This is a genomic window from Paenibacillus polysaccharolyticus, from assembly GCF_900102085.1.
GTDB classification, from domain to species: domain Bacteria; phylum Bacillota; class Bacilli; order Paenibacillales; family Paenibacillaceae; genus Paenibacillus; species Paenibacillus polysaccharolyticus.
On the sequence record NZ_FMVM01000007.1, the window covers coordinates 263804 to 281447 of the forward strand.

18 protein-coding genes and 1 other annotated feature are annotated in these 17644 nt (G+C 45.9%); of the genes, 8 read left to right on the forward strand and 10 right to left on the reverse strand.

Annotation, left to right across the window (positions count from 1 at the left end; genetic code table 11):
• Positions 1-103 precede the first annotated feature (103 nt).
• Complete coding sequence (locus BLQ13_RS11955) at positions 104-301, forward strand: hypothetical protein (protein WP_090919617.1); 198 nt, start codon at positions 104-106, stop codon at positions 299-301.
• Positions 302-427: 126 nt separating this feature from the next.
• Here the strand turns inward: BLQ13_RS11955 and trpS are convergent, their stop codons facing one another.
• Positions 428-1420 carry a tryptophan--tRNA ligase gene (trpS, locus tag BLQ13_RS11960; RefSeq protein ID WP_090919620.1) on the reverse strand — a complete coding sequence of 331 codons (993 nt, stop codon included), beginning with the start codon at positions 1418-1420 and terminating at the stop codon, positions 428-430.
• A 312-nt stretch (positions 1421-1732) separates the two neighbouring features.
• Positions 1733-1996: a binding site (T-box leader), on the reverse strand.
• Between the two features lie 249 nt (positions 1997-2245).
• Here trpS and BLQ13_RS11970 point away from each other — a divergent pair.
• Positions 2246-3223, forward strand: coding sequence for an aldose 1-epimerase (locus BLQ13_RS11970; RefSeq protein ID WP_090919625.1), 978 nt, complete (start codon positions 2246-2248; stop codon positions 3221-3223).
• A gap of 203 nt (positions 3224-3426) precedes the next feature.
• Positions 3427-3660 (forward strand): alpha/beta-type small acid-soluble spore protein, encoded by a 234-nt coding sequence (locus tag BLQ13_RS11975; RefSeq protein ID WP_090919627.1) that lies wholly within the window; start codon positions 3427-3429, stop codon positions 3658-3660.
• 127 nt (positions 3661-3787) lie between these two features.
• On the opposite strand, the gene BLQ13_RS11980 is transcribed toward BLQ13_RS11975, so the two are convergent.
• Positions 3788-4198: an O-methyltransferase gene (locus tag BLQ13_RS11980; RefSeq protein WP_090919630.1), complete on the reverse strand. Its 411-nt coding sequence runs from the start codon at positions 4196-4198 to the stop codon at positions 3788-3790.
• 283 nt (positions 4199-4481) lie between these two features.
• Positions 4482-6281, reverse strand: coding sequence for a M3 family oligoendopeptidase (locus tag BLQ13_RS11985; protein ID WP_090919633.1), 1800 nt, complete (start codon positions 6279-6281; stop codon positions 4482-4484).
• 119 nt (positions 6282-6400) lie between these two features.
• On the opposite strand from BLQ13_RS11985, the gene BLQ13_RS11990 reads away from it, so the two are divergent.
• Together BLQ13_RS11990 and BLQ13_RS11995 are read left to right on the forward strand one after the other, a co-directional pair.
• Complete coding sequence (locus BLQ13_RS11990) at positions 6401-6571, forward strand: YycC family protein (RefSeq protein ID WP_090919636.1); 171 nt, start codon at positions 6401-6403, stop codon at positions 6569-6571.
• Positions 6568-6798 (forward strand): hypothetical protein, encoded by a 231-nt coding sequence (locus BLQ13_RS11995; RefSeq protein WP_090919639.1) that lies wholly within the window; start codon positions 6568-6570, stop codon positions 6796-6798. Before BLQ13_RS11990 ends, BLQ13_RS11995 begins: the two co-directional genes overlap by 4 nt.
• Positions 6799-6816: 18 nt before the next feature.
• Here the strand turns inward: BLQ13_RS11995 and BLQ13_RS12000 are convergent, their stop codons facing one another.
• Together BLQ13_RS12000 and BLQ13_RS12005 are read right to left on the reverse strand one after the other, a co-directional pair.
• Positions 6817-7548, reverse strand: coding sequence for a DUF2225 domain-containing protein (locus tag BLQ13_RS12000; RefSeq protein WP_090919806.1), 732 nt, complete (start codon positions 7546-7548; stop codon positions 6817-6819).
• 42 nt (positions 7549-7590) lie between these two features.
• Entirely contained in the window at positions 7591-7968 is a 378-nt protein-coding gene (locus tag BLQ13_RS12005) for a globin domain-containing protein (protein WP_090919642.1), read from the reverse strand.
• 556 nt (positions 7969-8524) lie between these two features.
• On the opposite strand from BLQ13_RS12005, the gene ylbJ reads away from it, so the two are divergent.
• Both ylbJ and BLQ13_RS12015 read left to right on the forward strand, forming a co-directional pair.
• Positions 8525-9766: a sporulation integral membrane protein YlbJ gene (gene ylbJ, locus BLQ13_RS12010; protein WP_090919647.1), complete on the forward strand. Its 1242-nt coding sequence runs from the start codon at positions 8525-8527 to the stop codon at positions 9764-9766.
• A 102-nt stretch (positions 9767-9868) separates the two neighbouring features.
• On the forward strand, positions 9869-10672 hold the full coding sequence (locus BLQ13_RS12015) for an NAD kinase (RefSeq protein ID WP_090919650.1): 804 nt from the start codon (positions 9869-9871) through the stop codon (positions 10670-10672).
• Between the two features lie 56 nt (positions 10673-10728).
• Here BLQ13_RS12015 and BLQ13_RS28825 read toward each other — a convergent pair whose 3' ends face one another.
• On the reverse strand, positions 10729-11151 hold the full coding sequence (locus tag BLQ13_RS28825) for a YutD family protein (protein ID WP_244159298.1): 423 nt from the start codon (positions 11149-11151) through the stop codon (positions 10729-10731).
• A gap of 14 nt (positions 11152-11165) precedes the next feature.
• Entirely contained in the window at positions 11166-12065 is a 900-nt protein-coding gene (lipA, locus tag BLQ13_RS12025) for a lipoyl synthase (protein WP_090919653.1), read from the reverse strand.
• A 266-nt stretch (positions 12066-12331) separates the two neighbouring features.
• Between lipA and BLQ13_RS12030 the strand changes: the two genes are divergently transcribed.
• Positions 12332-13339, forward strand: coding sequence for a M23 family metallopeptidase (locus BLQ13_RS12030; protein ID WP_090919809.1), 1008 nt, complete (start codon positions 12332-12334; stop codon positions 13337-13339).
• A 135-nt stretch (positions 13340-13474) separates the two neighbouring features.
• Here the strand turns inward: BLQ13_RS12030 and yunB are convergent, their stop codons facing one another.
• The 3 genes from yunB to zwf all read right to left on the reverse strand — a co-directional run bounded on the left by yunB (position 13475) and on the right by zwf (position 17395).
• Positions 13475-14425 carry a sporulation protein YunB gene (yunB, locus tag BLQ13_RS12035; protein WP_090919657.1) on the reverse strand — a complete coding sequence of 317 codons (951 nt, stop codon included), beginning with the start codon at positions 14423-14425 and terminating at the stop codon, positions 13475-13477.
• 251 nt (positions 14426-14676) lie between these two features.
• Complete coding sequence (gene gnd / locus BLQ13_RS12040; protein WP_090919660.1) at positions 14677-15570, reverse strand: phosphogluconate dehydrogenase (NAD(+)-dependent, decarboxylating); 894 nt, start codon at positions 15568-15570, stop codon at positions 14677-14679.
• A gap of 370 nt (positions 15571-15940) precedes the next feature.
• Positions 15941-17395 (reverse strand): glucose-6-phosphate dehydrogenase, encoded by a 1455-nt coding sequence (zwf, locus tag BLQ13_RS12045; protein ID WP_090919663.1) that lies wholly within the window; start codon positions 17393-17395, stop codon positions 15941-15943.
• Positions 17396-17644 lie beyond the last annotated feature (249 nt).

Sequence of the window (17644 nt, forward strand, 5' to 3'; positions counted from 1 at the left end):
CAATCTGTGTCTGTAATGTATTGCAAGCTTGCAAGATTATTATGGCTCGCACGCTTCAGGTTATACGAAAATTCAATAAATTTGTACATGGAGGTTTTTCCCAATGAGCAAAGGCTTATCCTTATGGTTTGCATTTTCTTCGATAGTTTTGTTAACGGTTACAGCAATCACGATTTCTTACAACGGCTGGCTTGCAGCCCTGCTGTTTGTTCTATCCATGGCTAATATCGTTTGGGGATTTATCATCCGGGCGAAAAAAGAACGTCAGGAAGCCCGCTCGGCTTCCGAATCAGCTTCATAAGCTATCGAAGTTAATAAGTCAAAAAAGAGGAGGCGGATGGATTCATCCGTCTCCTCTTCTATGTTCACATGATTAACCGTTCATGGTCTTTATGCTAAATTGACTTTGCTGAACCTGTATTCCCAATTACAGCTTACGTCTAGGAACGAAACCCATCCGCTCTTTCACCGCATCCAGCGTCTTCGCAGCATCCTCTTCAGCACGACGTGCCGAAGTCTCTAATACATCTGCAAGCTCACCAGACTCACGAATTTCGTTGTATCTTGCTTGTAACGGTTCGATAACAGAGACAACGACTTCGGCGAGTTCCTTTTTGAATGGGCCGTACATTTTTCCTTCGTAACGCTCCGCCACCTCATTCAGTGTCATACCCGCACATTCCGCATAGATGCTCATCAAGTTGCTCACCTCTGGCTTATTCGCCGGATCATAGACAACTTCACGACCGGAATCCGTCGTAGCACGGCTAATTTTTTTGCGAATGACATCCGGCGGATCTAACAGGGCGATATAACTTCCTGCATTGGGGTTACTTTTGCTCATTTTTGAGGAAGCATCATCCAGTGACATGACACGCGCACCGACCTGTGGAATATAAGGTTCAGGAATGGTGAAATATTCTCCGTAACGATGGTTAAAGCGCCCTGCCAGATCACGAGTCAGCTCCAGATGCTGTTTCTGATCTTCCCCGACAGGCACGAGATCTGCATTATACAGCAATATATCTGCAGCCATCAGGGATGGATAAACGAACAGTCCTGCGCCGACAGAATCTTTGCCGGAAGATTTGTCTTTAAACTGGGTCATACGCTCCAGCTCACCCATAGAGGTGAGCGTTGTCATCAACCATCCGAGCTCTGCGTGCTGTGGTACGTGAGATTGCAGGAATACGTTTGATTTGCTCGGATCAATTCCTGCCGCGATGAACAATGCGGCCACAGCCTCGGACTGTTCACGCAGTGCCGCTGGCTCCTGTGCCACTGTAATAGCATGAAGATCTACAACCATAAAATGACACTTATAGTCATGCTGTAATTTCACAAAATTTTTAATCGCACCAATGTAGTTGCCCAGTGTAAGCTTACCGCTCGGCTGAATACCTGATAATACCGTTTTCATCTGATACGCCTCCCTAATTCACATAGATTCTAAATAAGTTGAACTAAAGATTTTACACAACCCACTTCGATGACAGAATAACCTTACAATCGCTGTTATCCCCAGATTTTTTTGATTCTTTATTTCAAAAGGAAAAATCCGGTGATAAAGGCGAACGCTTCGCTTTTCCAGGTTTTTTCTATCCTCTCCGTTATCGTGTAAATGAATCGTCCAACTTAACTAGAAATTAGAATTCAAAAATTTGGCTTCTTAACTTCCAACGCTTGGACACAAAGCATCTTCGCTCTGCGAACGCAAAAAAGCCCCACATCCGCAAGGGACGTGAGACCGTGGTGCCACCCTTATTCGCTTTCCTCTCCGCTATCCTGATATGCAGGAATATAGCAGGGAAAAAGCCTTCATTGTTCCTTAACGTGGAATAACCGGCATAACCTAATGAGATCTCCCTGTATAGCTCGATCTGTTCAGTTATACACTCAAGGGTCCATTCAAAAAAGAGTTCACACCAGTTCGCATCAACCACTGGCTTTCTGAAGAGAATACTCCTTGCCTACTTGTCCCCGTCATCGCTTTGATATCATTCAGTTCATAATAAGCTTTTAGAATTCCATATTAATGCCCATAAGCCTGAATGTCAAAATGAGATGAGTTTTTTTTCGCGAAGCTTGAAAATCTGTTATGATGGTATTGCTTATCCTGTGAAGGCTATGAAGCTCATTACAGGATGTCTCAAAAAGTTGGAATGATCACAATGACACGCCTGCAGCAGTTCAGAAGCACACAACTGCATGCAGACAGATTTCAAGTGGGAAAAGGAGCATCGATATGAAACAAGTGACCAAAGGTCAATGGAATGGTTACGACACGTATATCCTACATAGCCGTGAATTGGAAATCACCCTGCTGCCTCGTCTGGGAAATAACATCATCTCGATTCGCGATTTGGTGCAGAATAGGGATATCGTTCGTCGCCCGGACGAAAACGATCTGGCTTTCTATTTACAGAAGCCCTATCATTTTGGAGTCCCGTTGCTCATACCACCAGGACGTATTCACCAGGGACAATTCGAGTATGAAGGAGTACGTTATCAGTTCGATCAGAATACGGCGAATGGCAATCATATTCACGGTCTCCATCGCAGCCAGTCTTGGTGTGTCAGTGATATTGAAGAAGATGAGGACGGCTGTGCAATCACAACCGAACTATTAACCGAAAATGAAAAACATTGGATGGAACAGTTCCCCACCCCTCTGAAACTTGAAATGACATTCAGCTTGAAAAATGCTGTACTGACCCAGCGGTTGCGTGTCACCAATTTGAGTTCAACACCTGCTCCCTTTGGGATGGGATATCATACATGGTTTTTGCTCGACGGTAAACCTGAAGATTGGACACTACAGCTACCTGTTTCCGGATTGTATGCACAAAATGAAGATCAGCTGCCTACAGGCGAAATAGAAACGTTACATGATGAATGGTCCTCTATCGGGGAAGGAATCAACATGCAGGGAAGAGACTGGGATACGTTGCTTCGTGCGGCGGAAGGTCAGCCTGCAGTGGCTCATTTGCGGAGAAATGATGGATATACACTGAAATATTCAGTAGATGAAGCATTTTTCAAACACTGGGTTTTGTATACCAAAGGAGAATCCGATCAATTCTTGTGTATTGAACCTTACACCTGGTTGCCGGATGCGCCGAATCTGCCATTGACTGAGGATGTAACTGGACTGATCCGGCTTGAACCAGAGCAACCTGTAGAGCTGTTCACCCATATCGAGGTTGTTCCACCAATTGACTAAGCAATACTTTTTTTACAATAGATGAACTACCTCGACTTTTGCTATTCTCGCAATGATGCAAAACAAGCCGATCCGCACTGGATCGGCTTTTTGAGTTGACATGCCTTCGTTTGATTATCCATATATTCCCTTACGCCATATCATGTATATTTCCTCATTCTCGATCCATACTAACATCACTAACCCACAAGGAGGTGAGACATATGTACGGAAGCCAAAACCAAGGTGGCGGAAGCCGCTCTAACAATCTGGTAGTACCTCAAGCGAACGCAGCATTGCAACAACTGAAAATGGAAGCTGCGCAAGAGCTGGGTGTAACAATTCCTCAAGATGGTTACTACGGTAACTATACTTCCCGTGAGACTGGATCTCTGGGTGGATATATTACAAAACGTCTGGTACAAATCGCTGAGCAGCAATTATCGGGTCGTTCGTAAGCTCGTAATTATTGCTTGAGTGTTGCTGAAAATGAATGGCGGCCTTCTTCGGAAGTGCCGCTTTATTTCTTTCTGTAGTAAACAATGTGTAATAAACTTAACGATATCATTCTCTGGTTTTGCTAAATTATGAGCCAGATCCCATCCCCGAATCCAGATATGTATTCGTTCTAGGGTAGCGAATCATCAAGTTCGCCATGTTGTAATTGGATTCCATCGTCGCATCGATCATGATCATGCCTTGTCTAACGGTAAAGTCATAGCTAATCTCACCATGTGTCCAATTCCGCTTAAATTTCAGTGTCTCCAGTGCCATAGCGCGGAAGGAAGCACGTTGCGCATGATTAAGTCCCTCACCCTCCATCTCCATCCGTCCATCTTTACCAGTTATCGGATTATGTCGAATGCCGAATTTCCCAATAACGTTATTTCGTATTTGCACAAAAACTACCCCTGAATCTAATCCTGACAGCTCCTGATCAAGCTCTTTAAACACCAGATCTAACTGTCTTGCTAATGAAAGTTGCTCCGTTTTCACGTTAACACTCCTCCTATTATGCTTTTAGTCCTATAAGGCAAGGACTTACGACTCATTATATGACATCATATACGCTTACTCAACAAATATAAACAACTTTGGGTAATTATCCCTATAATTTGCACAATTAATTGCCAATCCCTCTCCTTAAAACGAGTTTTTTCATTTATTTACGACAAAATATACATTCGACTTTAAGGAGCATTACAAATAAAAGAAGCCATAATAGATGTCTGTCAGACAATCCACTATGGCTTCTCTTTTCTCGAAATAGTTGGCTACGCTATTTTATATCTGAGGTCATCTCTAAAAATTGCTCAATATCGGCAATAACTAAATTCGCAGCATTTTGCCAGAAGTCCGGTTGTGTCAGATCTGTACCCAGATGTTTCTGAGCTAGTTCCTCCACAGTCATTCGTCCAGTATCACGCAGCAAATCATCATATTTCCCCGCAAAAGCCGTACCTTCTTGTTGTGCCCGAGCATAGATTCCCGCACTAAACATGTACCCGAAGGTGTATGGGAAGTTATAGAAAGGTACACCTGTCAGATAGAAATGCAGTTTCGATGCCCAGAAATGAGGATGATTTGATGCCAGAACGCCGCAGTATGCCTCTTCTTGAGCCTCCACCATTAATCTGCTCAACTCGTCGGCACTTACCAGGCCTTTCTTACGTTGCTCATAGAAACGATTCTCAAACAGGAAACGGGCATGAATGTTCATAAAGAACGCAACACTACGCTGTATTTTATCTTCAAGCAACGCCAGCTTCTCCTGCTCATCACTTGCAGTTTGCACCAATGCATCGGCAACGATCATCTCTGCGAATGTAGAAGCCGTCTCAGCTACGTTCATCGCGTAACGCTGATTCAATGCCGGCAGTTCTTCCATGATATGCTGGTGGTATCCATGACCAAGTTCGTGCGCGAGTGTGGATACATTCGATGCCGTTCCAGAGAAGGTCATAAAGATGCGAGTCGCTTTGCTTAGTGGCAGTGAAGTGCAGAATCCCCCTGGACGTTTACCTGGACGATCTTCGGCTTCAATCCATCGTTTCTCAAAAGCCATCTCTGCAAAGCTCGACAGTTTGGGACTGAACTTGGCAAATTGCTCCACGATTGTCTGAGCTGCCCCGTCATACGTCACTTTACCAACAGACTTGCCTACCGGTGCTTCTACATCGCTCCAGCTTAGCTTATCGACACCCAGCAATTGGGCTTTTCGCTCCAAATACTGTACAAGTACCGGTTTGGCTCCGTTGATGACTTCCCACATCGTATCCAGTGTTTGGCGTGACATCCGGTTTATGGAGAGAGGTTCTTTCAAGATATCATGCCAGCCACGCTTCTCGTACAATTTCAGACGGAAACCCGCAAGATGATTCAACGTGTCTGCGCAGAAATCCTCCACATCTGTCCAGGCCTGCTCCCAGGATGCATATACCTGCTCACGTACTGCACGATCACTGTCACTAAGCTTGTTAGCGGCCTGTCCTGCGGACAGCATAACTGTCTCCCCATCCTGTTCAAACGGGATATTCACTTTACTTACAATTGTATTGTAGAATTTGCCCCAACCATGATAACCATCCACAGCCAGATCCAGAGCAAGCCCTTCCAGCTCCGGTGACAATTTTTCTTTCGCTTGTGTACGACTCTCGTTTAACACAAAGGACAAAGGTTGGATTTCAGGACGTTCAAGCCATTCCGCCCATACATCTTCTGGCATCTGGCTAAGTGTATTGTCGAATTTGGATTTACTGCTGCTGAGCATCGCAGCAATGGAACTAACAGTCCCTTGAAGTTGAGTCGCTTTTTTATCTTGCTGATTTTGAGCGGACAGACAAGATACGAACGCAGACCCTTCAGAGATTCGAACATAACAATTTTGCAACAGTTCAAGAATAGGATCAAAAGCCTCTGTATCTTCCAATGTTGCTGGAGCAACCGTTTGATTCAATGTTTCTTGCAACTTTCGCACATCCGTTTCCAGTTCACTCAGATATGCGGCGAATGCTTCGGAAGAAGAACCTCCACTAAAGATGGACTCCAGATCCCATACAGGATGTAATGGCATTTTCATCTAATAAGGCACCTCTTTCTATAGATTCGGGTGAATAGAATTGAATTAAAAACTGGTTTTATACGCAACGTATCTCTATACTAGAGAAATAATAAGCAACTTTTTCAGGAGGTAAGTGTATGAAACCTTTACAAGTATCGGCTGAAACAGCCGTCAAATTAGCAGCATCTCTGGGCGTGCCTCTAGAACATCTGATGCATATGCCTCAACATATTCTCATGCAGAAGATTGCAGAACTGGCCAAGGAAGAGGCCGCTAAACCTTCAGATCAGGAAGACAAATCCGAATGATTCCTTTTGAGAACAGTTGGCCATACGATGTCATTATGGGGGATATCTATGTACAGCAATGCCCTTTTTGCGGTGCAAACAATGTGCTACTTCCCCTCAAACCCAAGGAACTCATCCGTATCCGTGAAGGAAAAAAGAAATTGCTTGTCTTTCCCTGCTGTAATAGCAGCATGACCGTCATTGATACCGATAACGATTACCTGTTGTCCAGTCGTCCTGTTCGATAAATACATCCTGCAATACACTTAGAGAGGGCTGCGCTTTGCAGCCTCTTTGTCTGTTTCCAGCATCTCTTGTGGCAGTTCCATTTTTCCTGATATCATCTGTTCACGTAGCAACGCCCATTGTTCTCTTGACGCACGAATCATCGCTGCATCTGTAATGCGTTTGTCATGAATGACTCTACCGAACCATTGAACCGCTTCATGGAACCTTCCTACTCTGCGATTCAGTTCTCCAAGCAGATACAGTAACTTGGCCTCATTACCGCCTGTTCCTTCCCGTTCAAACACCTTGATATAAGCTTCCAGGCTGAATTCGAGAAAACGATGCTCCTGTGTATGATCTTCCATATACCGATACAACCAGGCTATATGATGCAACAGGCCAGCAACGACACGATCCTTTTCCTGAATAACCTGAGCACATAGCAGACCCAATTTGTACGTAGCAAGTGCCTGTTCCAGATTTCTTGCTCCACTATAATCTCGCTTAACCCAGCGGTTTCCGATCTGCTCGATGAACGCCTTGCGCTGTATCTCATTCAGATTACCTGAAGAATTTTCGGTAGAGGCAAATCCACACGAAGGACAGATTCGGACAACATAAAAATCCGGATTTTCCTGTTTGTAATAAGCACAAAAATCAGAATCTGTTCGGTAAGGCCGTTTCAAACTAGGTCTGACTCGTGACGTTTCAAATTCATTCTCGCAATAATGACATGTCACCTTCACCTTATACAGCGGCTCTAATTCCACTTGTTCCATCCCTCTCCCGTAAGGCTTGTCGTATATTTGGAACTATGGCGTATTCACAAAATGGTGAGCTGGCCCCGATAAACGCTGCAAAATAAACGAATGCAACGGTTCTTCCACACCAATTTGTGTTAACGCTTGATTCATACATGCAAGCCATGCCTCTGCTCGCTCTACCGTCACCTCAAAGTGCATATGACGAGCACGCATCATCGGATGTCCGTAGGCCTCAGAGAACAATGCAGGACCACCAAAAAATTGAGACAGGAACATGTATTGCTTGTCCATTACCGGAGTAATATCTTCCGGGAAGAGCGGTGCTAGTTGTTCATTCTGCAATACGATTGGATAAAAAGCCTCCACCAGCGCCCGAACACCTTGTTCACCGCCAAGATTGTCATAAATACTTAAACTGGAATTCATACTTCTTCCCTCCTTCAATATGTCGAATTTTGTAATATAACACATGCTACAGGAACATGATAAACAACAGATCAACAAGCTGGCCCTAAAAGCCAGCATCTTCATTCTATCAAAAAAAACCAAAAAGTCCTATATCACATGAAAGATCAGATTTGACCAGAGCCTTACGTACCAAGGAGTTCCGGGCCAAAATGACAAAAAAAGCGCCAACCTTCAAGGCTGGCGCATCACATATTCCATTAATAACTTCGCCAATCTTCCTCTTCAGTACGCACCAGCGAGGCACGTATCACATACACAAATGCACAGACCAGGACTCCGGCGACAAGACTCATGATCATCACTCCATCCTTATTGATTCCACCTTTATGGCAATTAGGTGACGTTCAGGCGTTTTTACCATTTTAGCATACATCATTCAAAAACACAGCCACTTTTGCAAGCGCTTTCCCATTATTATTTTGTACTGTTTGTCCGATCTTTTTCATATATTTATGGCAAAAGCTCCATCATGGACTGTGATTCCTGCATCTTAACCCTAAAAGGAGAGAAATTCATGAACGTTTCAAAGCGCATCATGCAAATCCTGGTCATCCTTGCTCTCCTTTTCTTTTGTGTTCTGATGGCTTTGTACCCATCTGAAACTTGGCATGCCAGTGTGAGGGGACTATCGATCTGGTGGGATGTTCTGTTCCCTTCCCTTTTTCCATTTCTGGTTTTATCCGAGTTGCTACTCGGTTTTGGTATTGTGCATTTTTTGGGTACATTGCTTAATCCACTTATGCGCCCGATATTCCGCGTTCCCGGAAGCGGCGGGTTTGTCTTTGCCGTAAGCTGTGCTTCTGGTTACCCTACAGGGGCTAAACTGACCGCACAATTATGGGAACAGAAACTGGTTACAAGAGAGGAGGGTGAGCGCTTGGTTGCTTTCACTACCTCATCTGATCCGATCTTTATGATTGGGGCTGTGTCTGTCGGTTTTTTCCACAATACGTCCATCGCTCCAATTCTTGTGGCCTCCCATTACTCTGCGGCTATTCTTGTAGGTGTGCTCATGCGTTTCCATGGCCGTCCCGCTGCAACTCTACCGTCTGAATCCCCTCCCGCTCACGGAGAGCATCGCAACCGTTTCCTGAGTGCGATCTATGCGATGCACGAAGCGAGACAAGCCGATGGGCGGACCTTAGGGGAATTGCTTCGGCATGCTATATCCTCTTCCCTCCGGCTTATTATTATCGTAGGCGGGCTAGTTGTATTCTTCTCCGTCATTATGGAATTATTGGTTCAGACCGGATGGCTAGGCATGCTATACACTCTAACGGAACAAGGACTTCAACTTGCCGGTTTACCACCATCCCTGTCCCACAGTCTGGTCGGCGGATTATTTGAAGTGACACTTGGAGCCAAAGAAGCTGGAGCTGCATCCACCTCCATTCCTCTTGTCTTTAAAGTTGCTGCCGCTGCATTTGTACTTTCCTGGGGCGGGTTATCCGTACATGCGCAAATTATGAGCGTGTTAAGCAATACGCCAATGCGATACGGGCCTTTTTTACTGGCTCGAGCAATTCATGCGGCAGTTGCACCTCTACTCGTCATTTTGTTATGGCCGCTATTCATGAACATATCGGCCTCGCCTGCATTTCTGGAGAACACGCTGAACCCTTCTGTCTTCGCTCACACACCCGGATGGAATGTCATTGGAATAACAGGAATAAAGATGTTCGTCGGTATGCTCGCTACTCTCTTATGTCTTACCTGGATTCGTTCGTTACTGATTCCCAAACGGAGCGAAAAATAGGGCTTTGTCCAAATAGTTTGCCCAGAAGTTGAATCGGACGTTGTGTTCTGGCGCGGAATTGATTATCATCGGTAGTATAATGACCACAAAGGAGCTTTCATCTTGAGATACTATGTTCAAGACCGCGGAGACCAGTTATCGATTGATCTCAGTCAGCAGTTTCATGCGCTGGCGAAGGAAGAAGGATTCAAGCTGGATGCAGAATCGCCGGAGATTGTCATCTCCATCGGAGGCGATGGAACGATGCTTCAAGCTTTTCACAATTTCATCGACCGCATTCCGGATATTGCTTTTGTTGGGGTTCATACGGGCCACCTCGGCTTCTATGCCGATTGGAAGAAGGAAGAATTAAGGGAATTGGTTCGACTTATGAGCGGTAAAGGGGATCCCGATCTCCTTAAACCTCGTATTGTGAAGTATCCATTGCTCGAACTGGAGATTCGTAAGAAATCAGGTAACGCCTCGTACATCGCCCTGAATGAATTCACGTTAAAAGGGGTAGATGGTACCGTCGTAGCACAAGTGGACATCAACGACGTTACATTTGAGATGTTCCGGGGGGACGGGATCTGTGTTTCCACTCCTTCAGGTAGTACGGCGTACAATAAAGCACTCGGCGGAGCCATGGTACATCCAACGATTGAAGCTATTCAGATTGCTGAGATTGCATCCATTAACAACCGTGTCTACCGGACGCTCGGTTCACCTGTGATTTTGCCCAAGCATCACCATTGTGACATTTTCTCACGTAAAGATCAGCGTCTGTTGCTAACCATTGATCATGTCAATGTAATGGTGGAGGATCTGATCTCCGTTCGTTGCCAGGTCTCGGAGCAGAAGGTCAGTTTTGCGCGTTTTCGCCCATATCCGTTCTGGAACCGGGTTCGCACAGCCTTTCTTGATTAGGCAACCTGTCTGACCAGCCAAAAGTTTATGTATACGCATCAAAAAGGCGGTCCTTCTCAGGAACCGCTTTTTGCTTTGGCTTGTGGCTGCTCTTTGCACTTCTGCAGTACGAAGTATGCACAGCCAAAGTTACAGTACTCGTTAATGTAATCCACAAGATAAGAGATGGTTGAATCCTTCGTTGCTTTGGGGTGATTGTCTCGATAAAAGCCTTTGAGTCTAAGCTGGCTATAACCCCAGTCACCAATAATATAGTCGTAACGCTCCAGCACTTCGCTGTACCGATCACGGAACACTTCAGGGTTCCAACCCTGCTTGTGGTTCTGTACAATTTCATAATTTTTACCGCCGACTTGAACAATGACAGGTGCCTTAGGCTTCTCCTGCTCCTGTACAGACTCCTGTTCCGTTTCCTGCAGCTGTTGCTCGTTCTGTTGCTCGTTCTCCAGCTGTTCTTCCGTGTTTTTATTCTGTTCCAATCCGGATTCCTCCATCACGCGTGTGTTGCCGCCTGCTCCGTATGCTGATTCGCTGATTTTACCTGTTCATGGGCATGATAAGAACTGCGTACCATCGGACCGGATTCGACGTGACTGAATCCACGCTTCAATCCTTCTTGTTTCAATGTTGCAAATTCTTCAGGCGGATAATACTTCTCAACAAACAGATGTTTCTCGGATGGCTGTAAGTACTGACCAATCGTCATAATGTCACAGTTCACCGCACGAAGATCATCCATCGTTGCCAAAATTTCGTTATATTCTTCACCTACACCGAGCATAATACTCGATTTCGTTGGGATGTTAGGTTGCATCTCTTTGGCACGAGCGAGCAATTCCAGTGAACGTTTATACTTGGCTTTGGCACGCACCTTGTCTGACAACCGTTCAACGGTTTCGATGTTATGGTTCAAAATATCCGGTTTAGCATCCATAACGATCTGCAGTGAATCCCGATCACCCATAAAATCTGGAATAAGCACTTCCACACTGCACAATGGCAGACGCTTGCGTACAGCTTTTACCGTTTCGGCAAAAATGGTTGCTCCTCCATCCTTCAAATCATCCCGGGCCACACTTGTAATGACACAATGTTGCAGGTTCATCTGTTCAGCTGCTTCAGCTACACGTTCCGGTTCCTGTAAATCGAGTTCCGTAGGCAAACCGGTATTGACCGCGCAAAATCGGCATGCTCTTGTGCAAATATCGCCCAAAATCATAAAAGTCGCTGTTCGATTCGCCCAGCATTCATAAATATTCGGACACCGTGCTTCCTCACATACGGTATGCAATGTTTTGGAACGCATCATGTTTTTAATTTCCTGATAATTATCTCCGGTTGTCAATTTGATCCGAATCCAGTCCGGTTTCGGTTCTTTAACACGTTTAGCCAATGCATAAACCTTCTTTCTACTGAAGTTAGGCTGTTGCTCGGAACATATTATACCATGAAAGGCTTGGAAAAACCCCCATTTGTCACATCTTGTGCTTACACAACGAAATGGATAAAAACAGAACGTTTGAAGAACGCTAAGATATCGCTTGATTTATCGGGCATAAGTGCATCATCTCAACGGAAAGGGGCTGCTTCCCTGTGCAACATCAGTGGATACTCCGTAATACGTACAGCTTTTGCATCAAAACGTTACTCGCAGGCGCGATGCTTCTCCCATTCCTGCCTGCTGATGTTTACGGTGAGTCTGTCCATAAAACAATGACCCAAACCCAAGCTGCAGAGCCCAAAGCAACCGACATTTTTGCCGCACGTCGACATCTGTATGAAAGTATTGGTCAGATGACCCAAATTCCATGGTACAGGCTGGCCGCCATTGATCAGTATGAACGAACGATTACACGAGCACATCCCAAAGATCGTAAACACCCTGAACGTTTGACCGGTATTTTCTTGACGTCTCCGGCTTGGAGAGGCTGGCTGAACCCGGATGAGACAGACCAGCATCCGCAATCGATTCTTTTTTTCAATGGAAAAGGCAGAGATGGTTCAGGAGACGGGATTGCGGACTCCAACAACGATTTGGATGTACTCTACAGCATGGCCTCAATCATGCAGCAATACGGAAACAAACAGGAAGACTTTGGCATAGGCCTGTGGGAGTACTATCACAATTCAAGAGCCGTGCAGCGAATTCAGCAATTTGCCAAATTATATGAGCATTTTGACAATCTGGATCTATTCGGACATGCCTTTCCCGTTCCTTTGGGTACCAATTATTCCTATCGCAGCACATGGGGAACCAAACGAAGTTGGGGCGGATATCGTATTCATGAAGGTACAGATATCTTTGCTCCACATGGTCTGCCTGTTCGCAGTACATGTTATGGCATTGTGGAGATCAAAGGTTGGAATCCATTCGGCGGATGGCGGATTGGTATTCGGGATCTGAACAACCACTATCATTATTACGCTCACTTGTCCGGCTTTGATAAAGGAGTTCGGATCGGTGATGTGGTCACTCCCGGGCAGGTTGTAGGCTGGGTTGGCAGCTCTGGCTACGGCAAGCCGGGAACTCAAGGCAAGTTCCCCCCGCATCTTCATTACGGCATTTACCGTGACAGCGGCCTGCATGAATGGTCTTTCGATCCCTATCCGTTACTCAGACACTGGGAACAGGAAGAACGAAGCCAAAGAAACAAGAAGAGCAAGTAAAGGCACAGCATACACCTTGTTAAATACGCGCTCTGAAAGGGGAACCTCTACGATTGACGAGAGGTTCCCCTTTCTCTTTCTATGGTTAAGCTTGATGGAATATTGCCTGAGAGCAAGCAATCCAGCGCTTCGCGCCTAATGCCCATTTTGTCCGGACTGGAAACTCCCGTTCAGATCAGGCGGGTCCAGTTCAAGTTCCAGCCCGTTTGACTGTGTATTGTTTCCCGGCGCCTGCTGCGGATTTGGAATCTGTGGCTGATTACCTGGTGTCTCACCACTATTGTGCGTGCCGTTTCCATTGCCATTCCCACTGTTCGCACCACTTCCACTTCCCGTGTGACCGTTACCGCCGTTAGATACGCCTGCCTGCCCTGAAGGCAAGGCAATTGCGGGAGCATTACTACCGTTGCTTCCGACAGGCCTGCCCTGATTATCGTAATAATACATCGGTACATCACCCACAACGAGTAAATATGAGATCGGGATTTCGGTATCTACGGTCTCGGGTTCCATGTCAAAAGGAACTACAACGGCAACCTCGGCAATAATGTGGATGTATACCTCGACCAAAATCATGTTAATACCTGCATTCTGCTGACGGGTGTTCAGGTCAACCTTCACCGCCCCCTGAGGTTCAATACGAACGGGGATGCTTGGGCCAAAGGAAGCCATAACCGGGCTGCCCAGCGCCTGACCCAGCGGTATTTTTTCTTTTAACATATGCACGTTCTGAAGGGTAGACTGCACGACATTCATCGTACTTGCCGTGATGCGCATATGTTCGTTATAGTTCAGCATGAAACCTGAAACTTTGCCCGCCGTATCGGTTTTCCAATCAATCAGACCTTCCGTTGTCTTGCCTTCAGCAACCTGAGCCGTAATCGCTTTATTAATCGCCTCGGTTGCAATCTGCTTCACCCTGATCTTGGCCAGATGCATAATGGGCGGCTTCATCTTTTTGTCCACGTATGCGAAGCCCTGCATCAAACAAAATATAGCTACGAGCAAAGCAATTAACCATACTTTCCGCTTACCGCTTGGCGGCTTAGAGCGTCGTCTGCGGCTTCGCCATCTCTTTCGTATCATCGGAGCTTCCCTCCCCTGCGGGATGAGCCATAGGCTTATATGATATCCATATGCAATGTTGTCCTGAAAAAGAAGGACAGCACCCTGTAATGCACGTTGGAGTGGCCTGATCGGCGAATCCGCAGGATGTGCACATCAGGCTACTCCAGGCGCAAAAAAAACCTTCCGCCCGTAACAGATATGTCATCTGCACAGGCGAAAGGTTTACTTTTTACAAATAAGGAATCTTTAGGTTTGTTCTAATGAACAGATTAGTTTTTTTCCACCGCATGTCCACCGAATTCGTTACGCAATGCTGCAACGACTTTACCCGTGAACGTATCGGTTTCCAGGGAACGGTAACGCATCAGCAAGGACAGGGCGATAACCGGTGTAGCCGTTTGAAGGTCAAATGCCGTTTCAACAGTCCAGCGACCTTCGCCGGAGGAGTGCATAACCCCTTTGATTTCATCCAGGTTCGCATCTTTGGAGAACGCACGCTCTGTCAATTCCATCAGCCAGGAACGGATGACGGAACCGTTGTTCCATACACGCGCAACTTGTTCGAAGTCGAAGTCAAATCCGCTTTTCTCCAATACGTCGAAGCCTTCACCGATGGAAGCCATCATACCGTACTCGATTCCGTTGTGCACCATTTTGAGGAAGTGACCGCTACCTGCTTTACCTGCATACAGATAACCGTTTTCTACGGAAGTGTCTTTGAAAGCCGGCTCAACGATCGCCCAAGCTTCCGGATCTCCACCGATCATGTAACATGCACCGTTACGCGCACCTTCCATACCGCCTGAAGTTCCTGCATCCATGTAATGAATGCCTTGTGGTTTCAGTTGCTCATAACGACGGATGGACTCTTTGTAGTGAGAGTTCCCTGCTTCGATGATGATATCACCTTTGGACAGTAGCGGGCTCACTTCAGCCAGCACTGCATCTACAACGTTATGAGGAACCATGATCCACAGCACGCGCGGAGATTCCAAGGATTCAACCATTTCTTTGTATGAAGACACGCCTTGAGCGCCGTATTCTTTCATTTCATTAACCGCTTCTGCATTCAGGTCAAAGGCAACCACTTCGTGTTTGTGATCAATCAGGTTTCTGCCCAGGTTCAAGCCCATTTTTCCGAGTCCGATAAGTCCAAGTTTCATGATAAAATCCTCCTGTTTTGCGAATGTTTTGAGTAGAATCAGGATACAGAACACATTCCGCTTTTGCCCACCAACCGTTCCGGTTACGGATCGTTCTTTCGATCGCTGTTGTATTCCAATTTTTATGATTTCCTAGCTGTACGGGTAAAATTGGACTACAAAGGCGAACACTTCGTTTCTGCAGAATCGATTCCGTCCCCTCCACTACGTGGTCCATGATGATGTGTGCTTAAGCCGTGATGCTTCTGCCATCTATATATAAAATGTTTGCGGCCTTCTGGCTGAATTAGTCAGAAGGTCTTATGCAAAATTGGAACGGTATAATTTTAGCGATGAATTATTTAAAAATTGTTGAGGAATGTTTCCTCTCTTACCACCAACGGAATCCATTCTCCTCAGTCAGGCGATCGGCTGATTCAGGTCCATTCGAACCTGCACTGTACGTATCCAGTGGAATAGTACCTGCCGCAAAGGCTTCCTGAATCGGTTGTACCCACTGCCATGCCAGTTCAACTTCGTTCCAGTGTGCAAAGAAAGTAGAATCTCCACGCATCGCGTCAAAGATCAAGTTCTCGTACGCTTCAGGAACGTTACGTTCTCCTGAGTTAAAGGTCATATGCATCGGTTCTACCTCGCCATGGTTCAGTGGGTTCTTCGCATTTAGTTGAAGAGAGATACTTTCGCCAGGACCAATTTCCAGCGTCAACAGGTTTGGAGCCATCGTGTTTTCAGACTCATGTCCAGTTTTGAGCGGCGCCTTGAATTCAACGACGATTCGGGTTGATTTCTCAGCCATGCGTTTACCTGTGCGGATATAAAATGGAACCTCGTCCCAGAACGGATCATCCAACCACAGTCTTGCGGCTACATATGTTTCATTCTGTGAGTTAGCAGGAATACCAGGCTCGTTCAGATAACCCACAACTGCGGAACCTTGAAGCTCGCCTGCACCATATTGGGCACGAACCACTTCAGAAGTCACATTTTCTTTAGTCAAAGGCCGCAAAGACTCAGCAATTTTTTTCTTTTTATACTGAATTTCTTGCGGTGTGCAACGTTTCGGCAGATGTAATGCAATCATCATCAGCAGTTGAAGCATGTGATTCTGGAACATGTCGCGGAGCGCACCACTTTGGTCATAATACGCAGCGCGTTCCTCAACACCTACAGTTTCACTGGCTGTAATCTGTACGTTCGCAATGTAACGGTTAGACCAAAGTGCCTGAATCACCGGGTTGGCATACGTCAGTGTTTCGATGTTCTGTACCATTGGTTTTCCCAGGAAGTGGTCGATCCGATAAATTTCTTCTTCCGCAAAGGTATTGCTCAACTTCTCATTCAGCTCACGAGCAGACTGCAAATCATGTCCAAATGGTTTTTCGATGATCAGTTTCTTCCAGCCTTTTGTGTTACCCAGGCCGCTTTCTTGAATATTCAGCGCGATTGGCTCGAAAAATTCAGGTGCAACCGACATATAGAACATGCGGTTTTCCGGGATATTCAATTCTTGTTCACGCTCTTGCACCAGCTGAAGCAAACGGGTGTAATCTTCAAGCTTCGTATTGTTCAGCGAACAGTAACGGAAAGCTCCGATGAAATCGCGTACCTGTGATGCCTCCTCCGGCTTCTGACGGGAGAATTCCTGTAGTGACTTTTCCACATTCGCTTGGAAGTCTGCATCCGATAGTTCACGACGGCCCAAACCGATGACGGAGAATGCCTTCGGCATTTTCTGATCTACATACAGATTGTATAATGCAGGGTAAATTTTACGTTTGGCTAAATCGCCTGTTGCCCCGAACAGGACAAATGTCATTGCATCCATTGGAGTGCCTCCTATGATCTGTGCAGTATAGTATATGATGTTGCAAAATGGTCAAATCCAAGCATGACAAAAGACGGAATAAGTGGGCACGTCGCCCGCCTTGCCTCCGTTTATTACCGTTGCCTCAATCCAACCATGGGAACATTCCTTCTCTCCACAATCTTAATCAACTTAGATCAGGTTATAAATTGTAACCTTTAGAATTAACGTTACCCATATTACACCTGTCGTCACAATTCGTCAACATTC